The organism is Rheinheimera texasensis DSM 17496 (assembly GCF_000711985.1).
GTDB lineage: Bacteria > Pseudomonadota > Gammaproteobacteria > Enterobacterales > Alteromonadaceae > Pararheinheimera > Pararheinheimera texasensis.
On record NZ_KL544005.1, the window covers coordinates 1,210,298 to 1,231,577 of the forward strand.

The 21,280-nt window shown below is 53.5% G+C and carries 19 protein-coding genes; 9 read left to right on the forward strand and 10 right to left on the reverse strand.

Features of this window, described 5'->3' with window-relative positions; translation table 11 throughout:
• Nucleotides 1-128: 128 nt before the first annotated feature.
• Both rlmF and Q399_RS0115910 read right to left on the reverse strand, forming a co-directional pair.
• Nucleotides 129-1,070, reverse strand: coding sequence for a 23S rRNA (adenine(1618)-N(6))-methyltransferase RlmF (gene rlmF, locus Q399_RS0115905; protein ID WP_051686075.1), 942 nt, complete (start codon nt 1,068-1,070; stop codon nt 129-131).
• A complete protein-coding gene (locus Q399_RS0115910; protein WP_031570088.1) occupies nt 1,067-2,113 on the reverse strand; it encodes a LacI family DNA-binding transcriptional regulator in 1,047 nt (348 codons plus the stop codon). Before Q399_RS0115910 ends, rlmF begins: the two co-directional genes overlap by 4 nt.
• 523 nt (nt 2,114-2,636) lie before the next feature.
• Here Q399_RS0115910 and Q399_RS0115920 point away from each other — a divergent pair.
• The 4 genes from Q399_RS0115920 to Q399_RS0115935 are packed head-to-tail and all read left to right on the forward strand — an operon-like array spanning nt 2,637 to nt 5,861.
• Entirely contained in the window at nt 2,637-3,524 is an 888-nt protein-coding gene (locus Q399_RS0115920) for a MipA/OmpV family protein (protein WP_157836332.1), read from the forward strand.
• On the forward strand, nt 3,524-3,910 hold the full coding sequence (locus Q399_RS0115925; protein ID WP_031570092.1) for a DUF3019 domain-containing protein: 387 nt from the start codon (nt 3,524-3,526) through the stop codon (nt 3,908-3,910). Before Q399_RS0115920 ends, Q399_RS0115925 begins: the two co-directional genes overlap by 1 nt.
• Complete coding sequence (locus Q399_RS0115930; RefSeq protein ID WP_031570096.1) at nt 3,910-4,602, forward strand: response regulator; 693 nt, start codon at nt 3,910-3,912, stop codon at nt 4,600-4,602. Before Q399_RS0115925 ends, Q399_RS0115930 begins: the two co-directional genes overlap by 1 nt.
• Before the next feature lie 2 nt (nt 4,603-4,604).
• Entirely contained in the window at nt 4,605-5,861 is a 1,257-nt protein-coding gene (locus Q399_RS0115935) for an ATP-binding protein (protein ID WP_051686077.1), read from the forward strand.
• Nucleotides 5,862-5,904: 43 nt separating this feature from the next.
• Here Q399_RS0115935 and Q399_RS0115940 read toward each other — a convergent pair whose 3' ends face one another.
• Nucleotides 5,905-6,582, reverse strand: a complete 678-nt coding sequence (locus Q399_RS0115940) for a DUF3334 family protein (RefSeq protein ID WP_031570099.1) — start codon at nt 6,580-6,582, stop codon at nt 5,905-5,907.
• Nucleotides 6,583-6,805: 223 nt separating this feature from the next.
• On the opposite strand from Q399_RS0115940, the gene Q399_RS0115945 reads away from it, so the two are divergent.
• From Q399_RS0115945 to Q399_RS0115955, 3 genes are all read left to right on the forward strand, one after another.
• On the forward strand, nt 6,806-8,287 hold the full coding sequence (locus Q399_RS0115945; protein WP_031570101.1) for a hypothetical protein: 1,482 nt from the start codon (nt 6,806-6,808) through the stop codon (nt 8,285-8,287).
• Between the two features lie 16 nt (nt 8,288-8,303).
• The gene (locus Q399_RS0115950; RefSeq protein ID WP_031570102.1) at nt 8,304-8,861 is read left to right on the forward strand and encodes a sugar O-acetyltransferase; all 558 of its coding nucleotides are present in this window, start codon (nt 8,304-8,306) and stop codon (nt 8,859-8,861) included.
• 157 nt (nt 8,862-9,018) lie between these two features.
• Nucleotides 9,019-10,194, forward strand: coding sequence for a multidrug effflux MFS transporter (locus Q399_RS0115955; RefSeq protein WP_037046182.1), 1,176 nt, complete (start codon nt 9,019-9,021; stop codon nt 10,192-10,194).
• Nucleotides 10,195-10,199: 5 nt separating this feature from the next.
• On the opposite strand, the gene dusC is transcribed toward Q399_RS0115955, so the two are convergent.
• Nucleotides 10,200-11,141, reverse strand: a complete 942-nt coding sequence (gene dusC / locus Q399_RS0115960; protein ID WP_031570104.1) for a tRNA dihydrouridine(16) synthase DusC — start codon at nt 11,139-11,141, stop codon at nt 10,200-10,202.
• Between the two features lie 153 nt (nt 11,142-11,294).
• On the opposite strand from dusC, the gene Q399_RS0115965 reads away from it, so the two are divergent.
• Entirely contained in the window at nt 11,295-12,143 is an 849-nt protein-coding gene (locus Q399_RS0115965; protein ID WP_031570105.1) for a substrate-binding periplasmic protein, read from the forward strand.
• A 36-nt stretch (nt 12,144-12,179) separates the two neighbouring features.
• Nucleotides 12,180-12,356, forward strand: coding sequence for a hypothetical protein (locus Q399_RS22160; protein ID WP_157836333.1), 177 nt, complete (start codon nt 12,180-12,182; stop codon nt 12,354-12,356).
• Here the strand turns inward: Q399_RS22160 and Q399_RS0115975 are convergent.
• The 6 genes from Q399_RS0115975 to Q399_RS22165 all read right to left on the reverse strand — a co-directional run bounded on the left by Q399_RS0115975 (nt 12,343) and on the right by Q399_RS22165 (nt 21,264).
• Nucleotides 12,343-13,272 carry an endonuclease/exonuclease/phosphatase family protein gene (locus Q399_RS0115975; RefSeq protein WP_031570106.1) on the reverse strand — a complete coding sequence of 310 codons (930 nt, stop codon included), beginning with the start codon at nt 13,270-13,272 and terminating at the stop codon, nt 12,343-12,345. The genes Q399_RS22160 and Q399_RS0115975 overlap by 14 nt on opposite strands.
• A 57-nt stretch (nt 13,273-13,329) precedes the next feature.
• Nucleotides 13,330-13,554, reverse strand: coding sequence for a hypothetical protein (locus Q399_RS0115980; protein WP_031570107.1), 225 nt, complete (start codon nt 13,552-13,554; stop codon nt 13,330-13,332).
• A 76-nt stretch (nt 13,555-13,630) separates the two neighbouring features.
• Entirely contained in the window at nt 13,631-16,219 is a 2,589-nt protein-coding gene (locus Q399_RS0115985) for an alpha-amylase family glycosyl hydrolase (RefSeq protein ID WP_051686078.1), read from the reverse strand.
• Nucleotides 16,220-16,229: 10 nt separating this feature from the next.
• On the reverse strand, nt 16,230-17,729 hold the full coding sequence (locus tag Q399_RS0115990; protein ID WP_031570109.1) for a tryptophan halogenase family protein: 1,500 nt from the start codon (nt 17,727-17,729) through the stop codon (nt 16,230-16,232).
• 302 nt (nt 17,730-18,031) lie between these two features.
• Nucleotides 18,032-20,845: a TonB-dependent receptor gene (locus Q399_RS0116000; RefSeq protein ID WP_031570111.1), complete on the reverse strand. Its 2,814-nt coding sequence runs from the start codon at nt 20,843-20,845 to the stop codon at nt 18,032-18,034.
• The gene (locus Q399_RS22165) at nt 20,842-21,264 is read right to left on the reverse strand and encodes a hypothetical protein (protein ID WP_157836334.1); all 423 of its coding nucleotides are present in this window, start codon (nt 21,262-21,264) and stop codon (nt 20,842-20,844) included. The genes Q399_RS0116000 and Q399_RS22165 overlap by 4 nt, the downstream gene beginning before the upstream one ends.
• Nucleotides 21,265-21,280: the final 16 nt, after the last annotated feature.

Sequence of the window (21,280 nt, forward strand, 5' to 3'; positions counted from 1 at the left end):
CGCTCCCGGTTTGTTGTTGCGATGCAGCAGGCCGGGAGTTTTTCTTTGTGGGGAGTTTTTGCGATAGTCTTCTGCGATAGTCTTCTGCGATAGTTTTCAGACGATATGAACGCGGCGACGGCAGGACATCAACGACGACGCCAGCGATGTTGTTGCCATAATGCCGCAAGCTCAGGGGTCAGAAAACTCCAGGCTAAAATCCGGCTTTGTTTATTGCCCTGCGCCATCGTGATCACCTGCACTTGTGTCGCGCCCAGTTGCTGTAACTGCTGCTGCAATTTTGGCAAATGCTGCTGTTTCGACACCAGCGTGCTGAACCAATACACCTGATGGGCAAAATCTTTGCTCTCCGCCAGCATCCGGCGTAAAAAAGCCGGCTCGCCGCCTTCACACCAGAGCTCATTGGCTTGCCCGGCAAAATTCAGCGGTGCCGAACTCTCCAGGCCCAAATTGCGTTGTTTTCGGGCACTGCCGGCTGCAGCAGCGTCCGGACTGTCATGAAACGGCGGGTTACATAAGGTCAGGTCCAGATAGTCCCCGGGCTGAATCACGCCATGGAAAATCGCCTGCGGATTGCTTTGCTGACGCAGCGATAACTGACGTTGCAAGCCATTTTGCTCGATAAGAGACGCCGCATTCTGCAAAGCTCTGGCATCAATATCGCTGCCAATCGCCTGCCAACGCAGCGCTTTAGCGGCCAACAATGCATAAATAAGGTTGGCACCACAACCGATATCCAGCAGTTGCACTGCAGATGCCGGCACCTTTTTGCCCTGATGACTTTGGGTTAATAAATCCTGTAAATACAGCAGGTAATCCAGCCGCCCTGGCACGGCCGGACAAAGATAACCAGACGGAATTTGATAATGCGCCACGCCAAACTGCCATTGTAATAACGCGGTATTTAGCAGAGTGACAGCTTCAGGTTCGGCAAAATTCAATGTTTGCCGGCCATCCGGAGTCGTTTTTAAAAACGCCGCCAGTGCCGGTTGCAGCTTGACCAGCTCCGTGAGCGGATATGGCGCGGCAAAAGGATTCTGCGGATGCAGACTGGTTTTATTGGCCGTCATTTGCCGATGAGCGCGGTTTGAGGGCTGCCGCAAGAACGGCGCACAATCATTTTCGGTTCAATCTCAGTCTGACTGATACTTTCCTGTGCGATCAGCTTCAGCAGGTTCACCACCAACATCTCACCGGCTAAGGTGGTATTTTGCTGAATAGTGGTCAAAGGCGGCGTGCAGAAGCTGGCCATCGGGATGTCGTCGAAACCCACCACCGCCACGTCTTCCGGCACCCGCAAACCAGCGGCTTGCACCGCACGGATCACGCCAATAGCAATCAGGTCACTGGCGGTAAATATCGCCCGGGGTCTGTGACCTTCGGCAAATAACTGTTGCGTGGCACTGTAGCCGGCCTGTTCGGTCGAAATCGCATCAAACTGCGGCACTTGCTCCGGTGGAATACCATGTTCGGCCAGCACTTCAAGATAACCCTGAAACCGCTGCAAAAATTCAGGCGCATGATCAGACGCAATACCGATAAAAGCAAAACTGCGGTAGCCCAGGCTTAGCAGGTGTGCAGCTGCTTGCCGGCCACCTTCGCGATTGTTACTGCGAATGGTAAATTCCGGATGGCCTTCAACCTGCGCGCCCCAGCATACAAAATGCGTCTGTTGCGCCAGTAGTTGCTGTAACTTTTCTTCGTAATCGATGTAATCGCCGTAACCCAGCAGGATGATGCCATCAGCTTTTTTGCTGTCTTCGTAGTCGGCATGCCAGTCATTACTCAGTTGCTGGAACGAGATCAGTAAATCATGGCCGCGTTTGGTACAAGCACGGGTGATGCTGCCGAGCATCGACAGAAAAAACGGATTAATTTGTGAATCATCGACGGTAGGGTCTTCAAATAACAACAAGGCTAAAGTACCGCTGCGCTGTTTACGCAGGTTACTGGCATTTTTGTCGACTTTATAATTGAGTTGTTTGGCGATCGCGAAAATCTTGTCTTTGGTTTCCTGATTCACCGCCGGGCTGTCACGTAGGGCGCGGGATACCGTTGATTGCGACACTCCAGCCAGGTAGGCAATATCAAACGAAGTGGCTTTTCCTTTCATACTGCAAAATTCCCCATCGGCCTGCAACGCCTGCTACTGTTTTGCTCTGCTATACGGTGAAACAGAGATGGCAGACTTATTATCAGGCTGATAAGGTGCCACAACAGGCTGCTGTGGGCAAGCAAACCAACAGAGGATGCCGGGAATTCGCGTTCTTTAAGGCTGTGCTGTCACAACTGTCAGCGTATTGCTGTTTTGCTGAGCGTCAGCCTGTCGCCCGGTCTGGGAAACACTCGCCGATTGCGCGGAGCTCTGAGCTGGCGGTACATGAACACAGGACCCTAACAAATTCACCAGCAAAAAAGCCAGAATTTGCAGCCGGCAATAACGGCCCGGGGCTGGCGCATTCAAATCATTTTGCACTTTATGTCTCCATCCACAACATGTCGGTTCAGTCTAAAGAGTGAGGCAAGACGCTTCTGTGACAATTCCCCGGCCAATTTGTGAAACAATGTTATTTTTGCTGCCTGGCTCAGGCCACGATGCTAAAGTGCCGACATTTACAGCAGCACAGGCTCAGATCATGATGTTACGGGCATTGTACTTCATACTGGTTGTTCTTGGTGTCACCACGCCGGTACACGCCGACTGCACGGACAGCAAAACGCAGGAACCCTGCGTAGCCACAGATCAATGGCAAATCAATCTGGCGATAGGCGCCGGATTTCGCTCCAATCCACTTTATGGTGGTCACAATTTCCCACTCTGGCTGATGCCAGATATCAGCTATTACGGCGAACACTGGTTTTTTGACAATGCGACACTAGGCTATAGCTGGCAACTGCACGACGACATCCAGCTCAGCCTGGTCAGTCGCCTGAACGAAGAAAAGGGCTATTTCCACAGACGTTCGGCCGTCAACCTGTTTGAACCGCAATTTATCTCCAGCATGGGCGTGGCAGGCCCGGTACAAAAAGTTGCTATGAAACAAGAACTTTCTGTAGCAGAGGCGGACAAAAGACCATTGGCGCTGGATGGCGGTTTGCAATTGGACTGGTTTTTACCCGGCTTACAGCTGAAACTGAACTGGTGGCATGATATCAGTCAGCAATATGACGGGCAGCACCTGCGTCTTGCCGCCAGCTCTGGCTGGCAAAGTCAGTTTGGACACTGGCAGCTGGGAGTCGCGCTGGCATGGAAGGATCAGCATTTGATGAATACCTATTACGGTCTGAACGCCAGCGAAGGCGAAGGCTTGGAATATCGCGCATTGGCCAGCTGGCAACCAGAGATCAGCCTGCACTGGCAATATCCATTGACCGAGCGCTGGCAACTGCTGAGTGTATGGCGACATCGCTGGCTCAATACCGATGTTGAAGTGCCAGCCGGCATCGGCCGGATCCAAAGCCCGCTGTTGCAGGAATCTACTGCGCACAGCTGGTTTATCGGCTTCAGTTACCGGTTTCTCTGATGCGTTCTGCGCTGTGGCTGATTTTGCTGGTACATACCGTCGCGCAGGCAGCGCCGGCGGATGCGCAATGTGACCAGACCCTGTGCTGGCAAATCGCCCCTGTCGTTTGCATCGCCAATCAAAAATCCGACAGCTGCCAGCTGGATTTTCGCCTGTCGTGGCAGCACCCTGAACCCATCTCGCTGTGTGCTGAGCTCGAAGGGTTGTCGTTACATTGCTGGCAACAGCAAACCTCAGGCGAGCTGAGTTATCAGGCGCAGATTGAAGGCTCAGCGCAACTGCTGCTGCGCTCCGACGGCCACCCCCGGCTGTCGCGTGAATTATCGGTGTTAAGTCGCCAGCCCGCCCGTAAACGCAGGCTGGTCGCCCCCTGGAGTGTGTTCTGATGAGTAAAATTCTGTTAGTTGAAGATGATCAACGGCTGGCGAGCCTGGTGCAGAGTTTTTTGCAACAACACGGCTTTACGGTGCAAGTCTGTGACAATGGTCTGCAGGCAGAACAGCAATGCAAAGAATTTGGGCCGGATCTGGTCGTGCTGGACCTGATGCTGCCGGGGCTGGACGGCTTTGCCGTTTGTCGTGCCCTGCGCAGCTGGTATAAACAGCCGGTGCTGATGCTGACTGCCAAACAAAGTGATATCGATCAGGTGCTTGGCCTTGAACTCGGTGCCGACGATTATGTCATTAAACCGGTCGAACCCAGAGTGTTGCTGGCGCGTATCCACGCGCTGCTGCGTCGCACCCAAGGCGGCATCGGGGCTGACCAGCAGCGGCTCGAATTTGGCAAACTCAGGCTCAATCAGTCCGCCCGCGAAGCCTATTATGACGAACAGCTGGTCGAACTGACCAGTTACGAGTTTGATTTGTTGTGGATGCTGGCCAGACACGCCGGCCAGACCGTGCGGCGGGAAGCCATTCATAAACAAATCATCGGCCGCGAGTATGATGGCTTGGATCGCACTGTGGATGTACGGGTGTCGCATCTGCGCCGTAAACTGGGCGATAACGCCGAAACACCATTCCGGATCAAAACCGTCTGGGGTAAAGGTTATCTATTCGTTGCGGACGCCTGGAACTAAGCATGCGCCGTTTGTTCCTGCGCTTTTATCTGTTTATTTTGCTGATGCTGCTCGCCATCGGCTGGTCAGTCGAACGCTTGTGGGAACAGAGCCAAAGCCCGGAATTACCCGGATGGGTGGAGCTGTTAGGCCAAAGCCTGGCCTACCAGCTGGCCGCCCCGGAACAAAGTGCCGAACAAGTGGCTGCACAACTGAGTCTGGGGCTGCAACCCCTGCCGCCACAAAGCATCGCCTGGTCTGACGCCGAACAACAAGCGCTGGAACGCGGTCAGTTAGTCCCGCTATTCAGCGACGATCAGGTCTATTTCTATCAGATGGTGCAGGATCAGCTGCTGCAATTTGGCCCGGTGCAGGTTGAAGTCCCCGCACACAACACTTACCTGTTTACGCTGTTATTTTTCCTGCTGCTCGGCATAGCGCTGGCCGGTTTTTTATGGCCGGTGGCCCGTGATATTGAGACGCTGAAGCGCCAGCTGCGTCAGTTTGGTCAAGGCATGCAGCTTCCGGACCCGCCTTTGCCGGAGCATTCCCTGCTGGCTCCTATCGCCGGCAGTGTGCAGCAGATGGCCAGACAAATTCTTCGGCTGATGTCGCTGCAACGCGAAATGACCCACGCTGTGTCGCATGAACTGCGCACCCCGCTGGCCCGGCTGAAGTTTGCGCTGGAACTGCAACAGCTGCCGGACAGCGAAAAACGTGCGATGCAGCAGGATTTAACTGAACTCGACCAGCTGGTCGATGAAATGCTCGATTACGCCCGGCTGGAAGCGCAGACGGTACGGTTAAACTTTGAAGACGTCAATCTGGTGGAGTTACTGGAAAACCTGCTGGAAAAACTGGCACCGCTGCCTGGTGCGTCGATTTTACTGCAAAGGCCCGCCCGGCTGCATTGGACCTGCGATGGTCATTATCTGGAACGCGCGCTGCAAAACCTGTTACTGAACGCCAAACGATATGCCCGCAGTCAGGTGGTGCTGTCGGTGCAACAACAAGGCAACTGGCTGAATTTTGTTATCGAAGATGACGGTCCCGGCATCCCCGCCGAGCAAAGAGACGCTATCCTGCAACCTTTTGTCCGCGTCGACCAGAGTCGCAGCCGCGACAAAGGCGGTTTTGGTTTGGGTCTCGCTATTGTCAGCCGCATCGTGGGCTGGCATCAGGGCCGCCTGCGGATTGATGACTCCCTGCTTGGTGGTGCCCGCTTTCAGCTGCAACTACCGGTGCTGCCTGCCGGCAGCCAAAACAACAACGCGGCCTGAAAGCCGCGTTGTTTGCTTAAAACCTGTTAGTCAGATGCTGATGTCACAGCCCCAGATTTGCCAGGAAGTCATCATCCACATCCTGCGCTGCAGCGCTGTCAGCGGCGGCCGCAGATTGGCTATTGGCATTGGCCAGAATGTCATCTACGTTTTCTTCTTCGGCAGTTTCAAACTCATGGAGCTGAATAAATTCGGTTTTATCCATCGCCAGTTCCAGATAAAAAATATTGTGTAATGGCGTGTTAAAGGTCACCCGACGGGCCTGCGGCTGGTCCAGCTGCGTATTGATCAGGATCTGTACCTGTTTGTTGATCGCCATCATCTTCGGCTGGCTTTGATTAATTGACGTTTGTAACTCCTGACGCACCCGGTTGGTAAAGTCACCAACAATCTGGTTCATCAGCTCGCCCATCACGTTACCAACTTCGTCTGAAGTGTGGAACTGAGCCAGTTCTGTTTCCGGCATTCCCATACTCATCATGTACTTACGGTAAATTTCCATCGCTGATTCTGCGGTGAAATTGATCACCACCAGACCGGAAAAACCGCCATCAAATAACACAAAACATCCCAGGTCCGGGCGTAAACAGGTTTTTTGGATCTTCTGCACCATCGGCGAATAAGCAATTTGTGCGTTGCCTGCCGCGGCGAAGACCTGAGTCACGGCGGTACAGAGCGTCAGTAAGACGTCGTCGGTATTAATAACTTTATTTTTTCTCATGAAGGCTCCTGGTTGGGCCGGATTGCAACTGCATGATGTGAAAACCAAATCAGCACACAGATTAAGGACATGTCGTCGAATACTAAGCTGAATACTATGCCAGCCTGCCACGCTGCGCAACTTTGTTGCAAATATGGTCCAGAAACTGCGGCTGGCTTCACGCGGGCACGAACTTCAGCTATCGTGTAGTTTTGCGCACGGCTTACTACAGGGAACAGCGTGGATGGCCACCGACCCGAAAACTTCGGTTGAAAACAGTTACAGCAAAAACCTGACAAAACTGATCGGCGGCCTGTTAAGTGGCTCACGCTTTCAATTGTCAGTTTATGGCGCTGCCGCGCGTTTTTTTGGCCGGGATGAGCAGGATACTGCCGACATCGCGCAGCTGCAGGACATTTGGGAGCAAAGTCAGGCCAGGCTGGCGCAGGCCAACCGCAAGACCGAAGCCAGTCTCATCGCTGATGTGCAACAAAAACGTCAGCGCTTATTTGATGCCGAACACCGCTACGAACAGCTACAACAACAACGTTACAACCAGCTGCATTTGATTTGCCAGCAGTTATTGGAACTGACCGAAGGTCAAAACCGGCAGGAAACTATTCTGCGCTCTTCGCGCCTGCTCGGTACACTGCAACTGCTGGCGCCGAGCGAAGGCGACTCGATGGCAGCGATGCAACAGAAATACAAACCTTTTTACAAGGCCGTATTGAGCCTGCGCCTACTCGATCATCTGCTGGAGCAAAAGCTCATCACCAACAGCTACATCCTGAAGAAAGCGCAACAACGAGCCGAGATGTTGCAATTACCGGGGCCACAGCCATATTGCCCATTTCGCGACGACGTACAAATTCCGCTGCTGATGGCGGTGTTATTGCAGGACGTCGGCCACTATCATCCGGACGCATTGCGTTTATTACGTGCTGACGGCAGCCAGCCGAACTACCGCCTGCAATTCAGTGCAGCCGAGCGGCAAGAATTTTTGGATGTCAGTTTACAGGCCAGCTTAAGGTTTTTACTCAAAGGCATCGGCATGCCACTGTATCGCGGCAATTCCAAAAGTGAACGGGCTGAGTTTCAGCAAAACGAACAGGAAAAAATCGCTTTTGCCGCGACAGTGCTGCGGACCGCAGCAGCGCCCGGCAGCGGCGTTGGCAATCTGCTGCGCATCCCGCAGGTCTATGCGTCAGCGGTGTTGCCAGGGCGGGCGCGTTTTATTTATGAAAGCTTACCAAAAGTGGCGCTTATTCTGAAAAATGGCGCCCGGGCCGGCCAATATGATGAACGCATGGTCGACCAGCTACTGACCATCACCGGCATTTTTCCGCAAGGTTATGGCATCGTCTACCTGCCAAAGGAAAAATCCGCCGCAGCACCGGAACGTTATGAATTTGCCATTGTGAATTCGTTATATCCGCCAAGTCCGGAAACACCTTTATGTCGTGGTGTCACCCGCAATTTGCGCTTTAAAACCTCAGGCCAGAATCTGGCGGTCAGCGTCGACCACAATCTTTATTTCAAACCGGCGCGGCAAAAGCTGGCGGTGATCCCGGAAGCAAGATTGCAGGAGATCCTCAGTAAGCTGTCATCGAACTTTGAGCCGGCGCAGCTGCGGCACTTCTTACCGCGCTGCTGGCATCCGGATGAATTTTTTGCGCCGGCAAAACATCAGAATTTATGGAACCGCACTGAGCTGCAACAAAACTAACCAGCAGTAGAAATTTATGACCTCTGAACGTGAAAAAATGGCATTGCAGCAATGGTTTAACCCGGCTGATCGCGAACTGGCCGAGCAGCGCCGCCGTGCCAAACAGTTATGCCGGCAAATCAATCAACAAGGCCCTGAGCCTTTTAAAGCTCATCAGCAGCTAGCGCGGCAGTTATTCGGCAGCGTTGGCAGCTGTTATATCGAACCTGATTTCTGGTGCGACTATGGCGGTAATATCCACCTTGGCCAGCGTTTTTATGCCAACCATCAATGTGTGATGCTCGACGCTGCCACTATCACCATCGGCGATGATGTGATGCTGGGTCCTGCAGTACACATTTACACGGTCAGTCATCCGATGGCCGCCAGCGAGCGGGTAACTGGCATAGAGCAAGCGCATCCGGTCATCATCGGCAACCGGGTTTGGATCGGTGGTGGCGCTATTATTCTGCCAGGTGTCAGTATTGGAGAAGGTGCGGTAATTGCGGCAGGTGCTGTGGTGAATCGTGACGTGGCGCCCTACACGCTGGTCGCCGGTCAGCCTGCTCGATTCATCAAAGAGCTGGCGAACTAGGGCGTAGCGTAGCCACCAATGCGGCCAGTTGCACACAGTTTTTTGGCCGCGACAATTCACAATTCTGCATTCAGACGTTCGCTTCCTTTCAGCTTTTACGATCATTTAAACGCGGCTGATGCGGTAAAATATCGTTTTTTCCGAACAGATAAAAGTTATGCCCCATCGCCCTTCGCTCGCGTTAATCGCACTTTTTGCCTCTGTCGTGGCCATTACGCCGCTGGCAATTGATATGTATTTGCCAGCGATGCCGCTGTTAAGTCAGGCGCTGGCGACAGACTCCGGCGCTGTGCAACAATCGCTGAGTATCTTTTTAGCTTTTTATGCCCTCGGCATGTTGTTATTTGGCCCGCTGGCCGATGCGGTCGGCCGCCGGCCGCTGGCGCTGTTGGGCCTCGCTGGTTTTGTGCTGAGCAGCATCTGGCTGAGCCGTAGTACCGACATTGAAAGTTTTCTTGCAGGCCGTGCCCTGCAGGCATTTTTTGGCGCCGCAGCGACTGTGGTAGTGCCTGGCCTGATTCGCCAGCTCTATCAGGAGCACACCGCCAAGGGCATGTCCTATGTCTCGATGATGATGATGCTGGCACCCTTGCTGGCACCAGCCATTGGCAGTGCCGTACTGGCGCTGAGTGACTGGCGCTGGATTTTCCTGACTCTGGCTGGTTATGGTTTGTTGATTTTGCTGTGCAGTGCAAAGTTTTTCCCGGCCACTCATCCCGACAACAAACGCAAACCAGAGTTTTTCAGCGCTTACCGCACGGTATTAAGCCGCAAACTGGCGCAGCCACTGATCGCCGTGTCGATGTTTGCGTCCTTTAGTTTCTTCTGTTTTTTGACCGCAGTGCCTTTTATCTACATTGGTCATTTTCATGTCGACACTAGTACTTTTAGTATTTTGTTTGGCTGTAATGTGCTGGCGCTGATCGGCGCCAATTTTGCCAATGCCCGGCTCGTGGTGCGCCATGGCAGTGCGAAGTTATTAAAGGTTGCTTTTGGCAGCGCGGTGATTTGCGCTTTGCTGTTGACGGCCGTGGGCGCGGTGGACGCGCCGTTATGGGCCGTCGTCGCGGCGATCATTCCGCTAATGGCCAGTCTTGGTATCTGCGCGACCAACGCCGATGCATTGATTTTGATGGAGTTTCCAGAGCATTCCGGCACTGCGACCGCGGTGATTGGCACTTTACGCTTTGGTGCCGGCGCCGCCGCCGGGCCATTACTGGCGCTGGGCGGTCAGACGTCAGTGTTGCCCTTTGCGCTGCTGATGCTTAGCGGTGTTGGCGGCATGGCACTGGCGCTGTGGTTCAGACAGCGCCGCCTCGCGCACCCGCAATAACAGCGTCAGTGGCGCTGTAGCTGCTGTTGCAACAACGCGACAATCTCAGCACTTTTGCGCAGCAGCCGCAGTTGCTGGAACAAGACCTCAGCTTCCGGATATTGCAGGCGCAGATAACTGAACCATTGTTTGATGCGGTTGCTGTAATACAGGCCTTTGTCGCCGGCGATTTCGTATTCGGAGTAACGCATCAACATTGCCAGCACGTCCGGCCAGGGCAGCAAAGGCACGCCGTCACGAATACGCAGCGCCAGATTGGGCTGCGCCAGTGCGCCACGTCCCAACATAATATCCGCAGAACCGCTTTGCTCACGGCAGAGCGCAGCATCGGCCGGTTGCCAAATCTCGCCGTTGGCAATCACCGGAATACTGATGACTTTACGGATCTCAGCAATCCAGGGCCAATACGCCGGCGGGCGGTAACCATCGGCTTTGGTACGGGCATGAACTGTTAATTCCGACGCGCCGGCTTCAGCCAGCGCCCGGGCGTTATCGAGCGCCAGACTGGTATCATCAAACCCCAGCCGCATTTTCGCCGTGACCGGAAATTCGGCCGGCACTGCACTGCGTACCGCCTGCATAATGCGGTACAGCGTGTCGGTTTCTTTCAGCAGCACAGCGCCGCCTTTGCTTTTGTTGACCGTTTTGGCCGGACAGCCAAAGTTCAAATCCACGCCAGGCGACCCCAACGCCACAGCACGGGCAGCGTTTTCCGCCAGCCATTCGGGTTCCTGCCCCAGCAGCTGTACCCGCACCGGCGTGCCTGCCGGCGTTTTGCCACCGTTGAGTAATTCAGGACAAAGCCGGGTAAAGACCCGGCGTGGCAATAACTGATCCACGACCCGGACAAATTCGGTGATACATAAATCAAAACCACCAATGCGCGTCAGCATGTCGCGCATTAAATGGTCAACCACCCCTTCCATCGGAGCCAGAATAATCCGCATATTTGCGCCAATTGTCAGAAAAAGGCCGACATTTTAGCCAGAAGCAGCGACAATTACCAAATCTGCAGATAAGACCAGACACAGGCCCCGGATCCGCGATAATGCCGCTGATACGGCCCGTTGAAGTGGTCAGGCCGAGCTGAAAGGTATTGTGTGTTTAAAGCGCTGATTTTTACTCTCTCTGTGCTGCTGTATGCAGCAAAAGCCATAGCTGCAACTGCAGCGAATGCGGTGTGTCCGCAGCCCCTGCGGGTGCACCTCGACCTGCATGCGCCATCGGCTTATCGCGATGCAAGTGGCCAGCTGCGCGGCATGGACGTTGAACTGGTCAGCGCCATTCTGCAGGCCGCTGGTTGTCAATGGCGCTGGCATGTCACACCGATGACCGGTGCACGAATTCTGAAAAGCTTGCAGGATGGCGAGATTGATTTGATGATCCGCGCTTCGAAAAACCCGGATCGTGAACGTTTTGCCCACTTTAGTCAGCCGTACCGACAGGAAGTGGTTGGTATGTTCGCCCGCACCCGCAGCGACCTGCCGGACGAGCTCAGCCTCGCCGATGCGCTACGACTGGGATTGCGGCTGATCGGCCCGGCCAGTGGCTGGTATGGCATTGAGTTTGAGCAGTATCGCAACCGATTTAAACAGCAAAAACGCTATACAGCTTATCCGGATGCGCAGGTCGGCACTGAACTGTTATTTGCCACACCCAGCCGCGGCGATTTGGTGCTGATTGACGCCGACCTGTTTTACCATTTTGTCGGCCCGGACCGGATCATGGATATCCGGCTCGCCAGTCCACAACTACATGTGACACCGGCCCATCTGATGGCCAGCCAGCAAACGGTGAATCTGGCGACGATGGCAGCGATAAATAAAGCCATCCGGCGTCTGCAGCAAAGCGGTGAACTGCAGCGGCTGGAACAAAGTTACAGACCCAAAGTATTAAGTGAACAGCTGGCGCAGCAAGCAAAGCTGGGCGCGACGCCGGCGATCCGCTAGAATAGGGCTTTTGATGACCAGTACCGGAACCCTGCCATGAGCTCAGCCAAAGCCCTGAAAAAGAAAATCGCCAAACGCGCCAAACAGAAAAAAAATATTCAGGTAAAAAATTCAATCCGGCTGAAACAAAAAGCAGACACTGAAATCAGCCCGGCAACGGAAACGCCAGCTGAGACAGACACCACCACAGCATCTGCCACTAGCGGGATTTAAACGGTTTCAGGCTGATTTGCACATAAGCGTGATCGCTGCTGTAGCCATCACGCGCAAATACTGGACTGACCAGATGCTGGTCCACCACCCGATAGCGGCTGACCTCACCACAGGCATGATGGTGGCGTGGATCAAAAGCCGTGGACACCAATAGATAATCTAACACCTGACCGCCGGCACCATAATAATGCGTCGGCGCACGGTAAGCTTCAGCTGCCAGCTCTGCCGCGTCCTGTAACAGGAATATTGGCTGTTGGCTGCGATCTGTCGCCAGCAGCGGTTGTAATAACGCTGAACTCAACACATCATTAAAATCACCGGCCAAGATCAGTGGTTCGGCCTGACCATGTTGAGACCGGCAATGCAACGCCAGCGTCTGGCGCAGCAACGCCGCTTCATGACCGCGCTGCAGCTCAGAAGCCCACAATGCCAGCGCAGCATCCGGCAATTCTGCCGGCCGGCGCGATTTCAGGTGCACAGACGCCAGCCACACCGGACCAAACTGTGGGGTGTCCAGCTGCACCAATGCAGGTTTGCGGCTGAACTGGAAACTTTGCAGCCCAAGCTGTGCCAGAGCGGCGGCGTCGGCTGTGACTTCTGCAACCTTAAGCAGGGGATAACGGCTGGCGATGGCCACTACCGGGCGGGTAAACACATGCTGATCCAGCAGTTCTGGTTGCTCCACCACGGCAAACCAGGTGTAACCCAGGGTCGCCAGCAGCTCACGTAATTCCGTAACCGAAAACACTTCCTGCAGTGCCAGAATATCCGGTTGCTGCTCCAGCAACAGCGCCTTTAGCCAGTTGGTTTTTTGCTGCCACTGTGCCTGACTATAAATGTTGTCCCATTCATAACAGGCCAGCGGCGGCGCGGCAAAATTCAGCAGATTTAAAGTGGCGACACGCAGTTCAGCCAAGCCCGGACTCCTTCACTCGGACATTCCCCTGACGTTATCACAGCCCGGTTCAAGCACCTAATGCACTGTAATAGCAGGATTAATCAAAAATAATAAACGGTCGAGATTGAGTTTTTCATAAGGCATCAACCGGCTTGGTTTACCGGGACGTTCAATCAACAGCGCCTGCTCCTTAAAAGTCAGGCAAGCATTGCAGGTATGAATTTTCTGACCGTCGACATCAAAACGACACTGGCTGAGCTGTAAAAACCGGATGATCCGGCTGCGGATTTTTGACAACATCCTATTCTCCTTCAGTCACATTCATGCACTGGGGCATCAATGTGACTGAAGGAACGACCGCAGGTTCCCGTCCTTGTCAGTGGTCAGAGCTGTTATTCGCTTTGAGCTCAAGCCAGAGATCATCCATCACTTTTGGGGCGTCTATTGCCTTTGCACTAAAATTCCACGGCGACGGAGTCAGTTCGATACTGCGCAGCACACCTTCACCGGTTTTGTCCCAGGTGGACAGGTAAATTTTCGCGCCATCCCAGCCGGGCAAACCCAGCGCTGTAGCGTGATAACGGATCCGGATCAACCCCTTCGCCGCATCCACTGTCACTTCGGGTGCTGCACCAAGTTTTTGCCCGGTCGACATGGCGTTGGCTCCAGCGGCATTAAACACCGAATTGCCCCAACCAAACAGGAAATGGCCCAGTTGCCAGGAAAGCCCATGTGGCATACTGCGGTTCAACCCAGGCAACTCAGTAGCAGCGGGCAGTTGTGCCGCCTGAGGCAGATGGAAAAACAGCGCAAAGTGCACATTGTCAAAACCATTGGCCGGCGCCCAAAACTGGCTGATTTGTTGCATTTGCAGCTCCAGTTCCAGCACATTGCCGCCAGAACGGCCGCTCAGCCCGCGGATATCGCGTTGCTGCTGCGCGTGCGGCTGGGTTGGTCCTTTGTAATTGCCGTCAAAACCTTTGTCATCGCCAGTCGGGTCTTCTACTGCGGCCGCCCAGCTCGCGGCTTTGACATCGGTCTGATACTGCCAGACCGGGCTCAGCGCCCCGGTTTCGGCCTGATACAGCTGTAAACGCTGTTGCTGCAGCCCCAGGTCCCGCACAGGCAGCAATAGCCGGAAACTACCGTCCGCCGCAGCGTGCACTGGTGGTAATTGATGTAACTGACCATTCAGCACCGGCCAAATCGGCAGATCCGGCCTGTCTGTTTTGCCTTGCAGCCAGACATCCCGCTCTAACGGGGCTGGTGGTAATTCGCCCAACGTTAACTTGCCAGCCGCAACAGCCTTACTGGCTGCCTCGCCTGCCGGTTGCAGCACCAGCACCGCACGCCCCGGCAATTCCAGCGTCAGTTCGCCAGCGGGATTCAGCACTAGCGGGCCGGACGCCGCACCAGGGCTTTGCCATAACACCCGGGCCTGACTGGCGCCGAGCTTTAATCCGGCCAATAAACGCGGGCTATCGGCCGTATTCATCACCACCATAGCCTTTTGTCCCTGATATTGCATCTGATATGCCAGAATGCCGGCGCCGGCGGTTTCGGCCTGTAGCAGGCTGAACTCACCACGGCTGAATAAACGATGTTGCTTGCGTAAATCCGCCAGCTGACGAATGTGCTGATACATGCTGTGTTCTGGCCGGAAAGCATCCGCTGTGGCGCCCCAACCGCCTTTAAACATCGCCTGACGGGTTTCCGGTAACAGCTGTTCATCGCCCTGATAAATCACCGGAATGCCCGGAATGGTAAAAAGCAGCGCATAAGCCTGCAAAAATGCCGCCGGGCTGCCGGCCGCCAGAAAGCGTTTGGTGTCGTGATTATTCAGAAATGTCGGCAGCAGATGCGGCTGCGGAAACTGACTGACGTGCTGCTGTAGCCGGTAACCGAGCTGCGCCGCAGGCTGGCCTTCTGCCAATACCCGGTTCAGCTCAAAATACAGTGGAAAAGCGATGACTGAATTCAGTTCCGGTTTTTCCGCAGTGCCAAGAAAACGCCGTAGTTTAGCTTCACCATCGGCAGCAAATGGCTTTGACGCTTCAAACACTTCACCAAAAGCAAGGAAATGCTGTTTGCCAAGTTCCCGCGCTTTAGCCAGCACGCCATCGGGCGCATGCAGAAAATCCTGCCAGAATTCGTGTTCGACATATTTTGCGGTATCAATGCGATAAGCATCGACACCGGCCTGCTCTAGCCAATAACGGTAACTGTGCTTCAGCGCCTGCCGCACGCGCGGATTGGCGGTGTTGATGTCGGCGAGTGTCGCCAGCTGATAGTGAAATTCCTGACCAGGCACGGTTGGGTCGCTGATTGGCGGGGTCCAGTGATAAATGTCCGCTGCGGTATGCGCCGGATTTAAGCGGTTAATCTGATCAAAAGGCGGCTGCACCGGCGCGCTTTGGCGACTGTTTTGGCTTTCATATAGCACAAAGTTTTTCGCCGTGTCAGTCGCATCATAAGGACCGTCGTAACCAAAGAAATTGCCGGTATGATTGACCACAATGTCCTGGATCAAATACATGCCGCGGCCATGTAAACCGCGCGATAAGGCCTGATAATCCGCCAGCGTGCCATAGTGGGCGTCGATATTGGCAAAGTCAGTAGCCCAATAACCGTGATAGCCGGCATATTGCGCTTTGTCGCTCCACCACTGGTTCGCTACCGGCGGCGTCAGCCAGACGGCTGTAGCGCCAAGCCCCTGAATGTAATCCAGCTTTTGCTGAATACCTCGAAGGTCCCCACCACTGTAGTGACTCGACTTCGCCGGATTGTATTCATCCACGCCTTGGTCATTGTTGGATGGATCGCCATCGGCAAAACGGTCGGTCAGTACAAAATAAATCACCTGATCGCGCCAGTCCGGCGACGGTACCTGTAACGGTCCTTCAGCCGCCTGTGAGTTATTTAGCAGCAGGACTGAAAGGACCAGACTCAAAGATTTCGTCCGCATGATCCGACCCTCAGCGTACACAGAAATCAATAAAGTCCTGATGCGCAGGCAAGCGGTTGACCGTCACCTGCATCACCGCTTTGAGGTTATCAAGCAACTCTTTCAGCGCGGTTTCATCAATGGCGTTGGCCATGCTGTGATAATCCGCCGGGAGCACGCCCTGGCCTATCATCACCTGCTGCCAGGCGATCTCAGAGAACAGCTCGTCCTGTTCGCGCTGTACCATGCCGGTTTCGCGGAACATCGCCATTTTCCGGCGCAGGGTTTCCGGCACGTCCATCCGGGCGCAATCCAGCCAATACTGGCTGTCGGTGCGTTCGTTCAGCTTGTAATGCAAGATAATAAAGTCACGGATTTGCTCGAATTCAATCTGTGACAGGCGGTTAAATTCGTCGCGCATTGCCGGCGAAATGCCGTTGTTCGGGAAAAACTTCAGTAAACGCAGCACCCCGGATTGAATGAGGTGAATACTGGTTGACTCCAGCGGTTCGAGGAAACCACTGGATAAACCGATACTGACCACGTTGTGGCTCCACTGCTTGCGGCGCCGTCCGGTTTTAAACGAGATTTTGCGCGGTTCGGCCAATGGTTCGCCATCGAGATTCGCCAGTAAAGTCGCTTTGGCTTCTTCATCGCTGCAATATTTCGAGGAATAAACAAAGCCATTGCCGATGCGGTGTTGCAGCGGAATGCGCCATTGCCAGCCTTTGGCGTGGGCAATGGATTTGGTGTAAGGCGTGATGGGCTCAACCGAGGCACAAGGCACAGCCAGCGCACTGTCGGCCGGTAACCAGTGGCTCCAGTCTTCATAACCGGTGTTTAAGGTTTTTTCGATCAGCAGCGCATGTAAGCCACTGCAATCAATAAATAAATCGCCGTGCACCTGCTCACCGTTTTGCAGCACCAGGGTAGCTACATCGCCATTGTCAGCATGGCGCAGCACCTGACTGACTTTGCCTTCAATGCGCCGCACACCGAGGTTTTCGCTGAACTGACGTAAAAACTGCGCGTACAAGCCGGCATCAAAATGATAGGCATAAGACAACCCCGGCAGATTTACGCCGTCGATTTTCGCCAGATGACCAAACTTATGTTGTACGGCTGCCTGATAAGCCAGCGAAAAATCCCAGAAGTCATAAGGCATGCCGAGCTTTTGGCTGCGCACCCAAAAATGATGGAAATTACAGCTGGGGAATTCTTTACCAATGCTGCCAAACGCATGCATATAGCGGTCGCCAATCTGGCGCCAGTTTTCAAACTCAATACCGAGTTTAATAGTGCCTTTGGTGGCGCGGACAAAAGCTTTTTCGTCAATGCCAAGTGCGGCGTTAAAGGTCATGATCGGCGGGATCGTCGCTTCACCGACACCGACAATACCAATCTCGTCAGATTCGACCAAAGTGATACGAATGGATTTACCCAGTAACTTCACGAGCAGCGACGCTGAAATCCAGCCGGCTGTGCCACCGCCTAAAATCACTACTTCGCGCACCGGTTTATTTGCTTGCATCACGACTCCGTTTTGTCACTGTACATCGCCACAAAGCTCTGCGTACCACGTACTGGGTACCACGTACTGGGTACCACGTACTGGGTACCACGTACTGGGTACCACGTACCTGCATTTTGCCATTTGCAGAGCAAATGGCGTTCATCAGGCGAAACGCCAAACTGTTGGCGTTTCGAAATCCCTGATTCACCATACCGTACATCCTGTACATCGCCACAAATTGCTCCATGCATTTGCGGCATACCGTACATCCTGTACATAAAAAAAGCCCCGGCGGACCAGGGCTTTGATTGTGGCAGAAATTACAGCTTGTAGCTGAAGCCTAACAGGTAGGTTTTGCCGTACTGTTGATAATCGCGGATCTTCAGCGCATCGCCTTGGGTTGATACAAATGGCTCGTCGGTTAAGTTCTGGCCTTGCAGGAAGATAGACAGACCGTCTAACTCTTTAAAGCCTGCTTCGCCGAAGTCGTAACCAATTTGCGCATCAACAATAGTCTCGCCTTCGATATCCACTTGTTGCGTGTCGAAACCGATACCGTAGACGTCACCTTTGAAGTCACCACGTTTACGCGCGCTGACGCGGGCCTGGAAGCCATTGCGCTCGAAGAACGCAGTCGCAGAAATGATTTCTTTTGACAGGCCTGGCAGCTCGTAATCTTTGCCCAGCGGGTCCTGAATATCCTGATCAACGATGGTGTAGCTGGCGATCAGACCAAAACCTTCCAGAATATCGCTGACTGCGTTCAGTGGAACTGTTGCAGAGAATTCAGTACCTTGCAGCGTACCGCCGCCACCGTTCACTTTACCTGAACCGGTCGCACGTGAAGATGGAGGTACCTGACCAGTGCTCGGATCAGCGACACCGGCTAAGTCAACCTGATACTTACCGTCGAAGATCCACTCGTTCAGATCTTTCCAGAAGTAAGCCACAGAGAAATAACCTTCATCAGAGAAGTAGTTCTCATACGACAGGTCGATACCCAGTGCTTCTTTAGGTTCCAGCAGCGGGTTACCACCGCTGACGCTCCAGTTGTTGCCGTTGCTGTCAACTTGCTGGCTATATGTCGCGCCAACAGAAGCGTTCATGTCACCCATTAATGGACGGGACAGTGTCTTCGCTGCGCCAAAACGCACGGACTGGTTCTCAGCTACGTCAAAAATCAGGTTCAGGCTTGGCAGCACATGGCTGTAGCTGTGATCGATATCTGTTGGTGAAGCCACAATCAGGCCATTTACAGTACCAAAGGCCGTCCCTTGTGAATCCTGTTCAGTTTTGACATAACGCACACCGATACTACCGGTGACCGGGATACTGCCCACTTCGGCTTCTAAATCCGCTTGGGTGTACAGTGAGGTCACATCTTCGCCGACAGTCCAGGTTTTGAATGAGTGGCTTTGATTCGTCAGGCTTTCGGCGGTCAGTACGTAATAACCGTCGTTCAGCATTGCGCCTGAATCATAAGCAATCATGTTGCCCATACCGATGAAGTCCAGGTTCACAGTGCCCATGCGGTACTTCTCAGGCACAGAGACCATGGCCGGGAAATCTTTTAAAGTCATGAAGTAACCTTCAGACTTTTTCTCTTTTTCACGAGTTTTGTAAGAAGCACCGTAATGCATCTTAGTGAACATGCCGGCATCTTCCAGCATCTGAGTCGCCGCCAGTTTAAAGGCGTTCATTTCGTCATCAACAGTTGGCGCGTTGATAAAACCGTCTTGTGCGGTGTTTTCGTACAGGTCGTTACCGACCACACCGAATTTCTGGTTCAGTGCTGTACTCCAGCCCCAGCTGCGTGGGCCACCCAGTTTAATCAGGTTGTAATCACCGTAGTTCAGGCTTGGTGTAAAGACGGCGCCTGAGTTACCCGGCTTCAGTTCATAGCTCAGGTTGTCACCGACACCCAGCTTGTCACCCCGGCCAGTACCGGCGTAGCTTTCGAAAGACCAAATTTCACGCTCAACCGATGAGTGGCTGGCATCAAAGTTTAAGGTCCAGTCGTCATTCAGGTTGTAATCAGCGTTGAAACCAAAAGCGTTCATTTTGGCGTCACGGTTTTCCAGGTCGTTACGGACAACCAGGTATTCATTGCTGACTTTACCTTTAGTGACGAAACCTGTTGCCGGGTCTACTTCAACTGCTGAAGTGCCACGGTTGTAACCCCAGGCGAATGGAATTTCGATACCACGCAGGATTTTCTCGTCAGAGAAATCTACATACAGCGCGTCAAACGTCATTTTCAGTTTGTCGTTTGGTGCAGCTTCCACCACTAACAAGGCAGAGTCACGGTCCAGCACCGATGAACGGACAAACGGCTTGGCACCACCGAGGATTGAGTAGTTTTTACCGTCGACAGAAAACTCCGGGTAACCCCAGGCGTTCCAGCGTTTTTCCTGGTTTGGCGAGCTCATTTTTGAGTAAGCAAAAGCTACACCGACAGTGTCATTGGCGAATTTGTCAATGTAAGAGAAAGTACCACGGGCGCCTGAGTCTTTGCCGTCCGGGTTCAGTTTGTCCAGGCTGGTCATTTCGTACTGGCCGTTGAACTGAATAGTGCGCTCACGGCTTAATGGTTTGACCGTCTGCATGTCGATGACACCGGCGATGCCTTCGGCTTCCAGTGTGGCGTTTGGTGTTTTATAAACCGTGACGCCACTCATGATTTCAGACGGGTATAAATCGAATTCTACGCCGCGGTTGTCGCCGATAGAGACTTGCTCACGGCCGTTGAAGGTGGTGGCGCTTTCGTTTTCACCGAAACCACGGATACTGACTTTGCTGGCGCGGCCGTCCAGACGCTGTGACGCCAGACCTGGCAGGCGGGAAATCGATTCAGCGATACTGGAATCCGGTAATTTACCGATGTCTTCAGCGGAAATAGATTCCACCACGTTGGTAGAGAAACGTTTTGTGTTGATCGATTCAACGACAGAACGACGGAAGCCTTTGATTTCAATCACTTCAACTGCAGCTTCGGCTTTGGCTTTAGCACGGGCTTCAGTAGGTGTGAGTTTTTTGCCGGCATCTGCAGCAGCTTCTTGTGCTGCAAAGCCTGAGGTGCTGAAACCGGCGGCAGCCAGTGCCAGCGTCAGTACGCTGAGTTTATAGTGTTTCATTGCCCTTCATCCCCGGTGTGGTGTTTCATAGTTATTTGGTTGTGCTCTCCATACCGAGCGGCATGAAAGATGACAACCATGCTATTTCTATGTGGAACCTCCCCCCGATACAACATGAATACGTATTCATAATCACGCTTTTGCGCCGGAGCAGTGCAACTTTTCGAAACCTTGCACCAGCCGTGTGCAATCAGCGCTTTTGTTGTTGGGTTTTCCGGCAGAACCGCACTGAAATGTCCCAACATCGAGGCCAGCCCCATGTAACGAATAGCACAGAATTTGTGAAAAAAATGATTAGTTTCAAATTGAAGCAGTGTTCTATTCAGACGGCAGTAATTCAGGGAGCCGATGAGACCGGGGAAAGCAGAAATCAGGCAATTTGCTGCGGCAAGGCAACAGCAAATTGCATACGTATGCACAAATCTTTCAACAGAT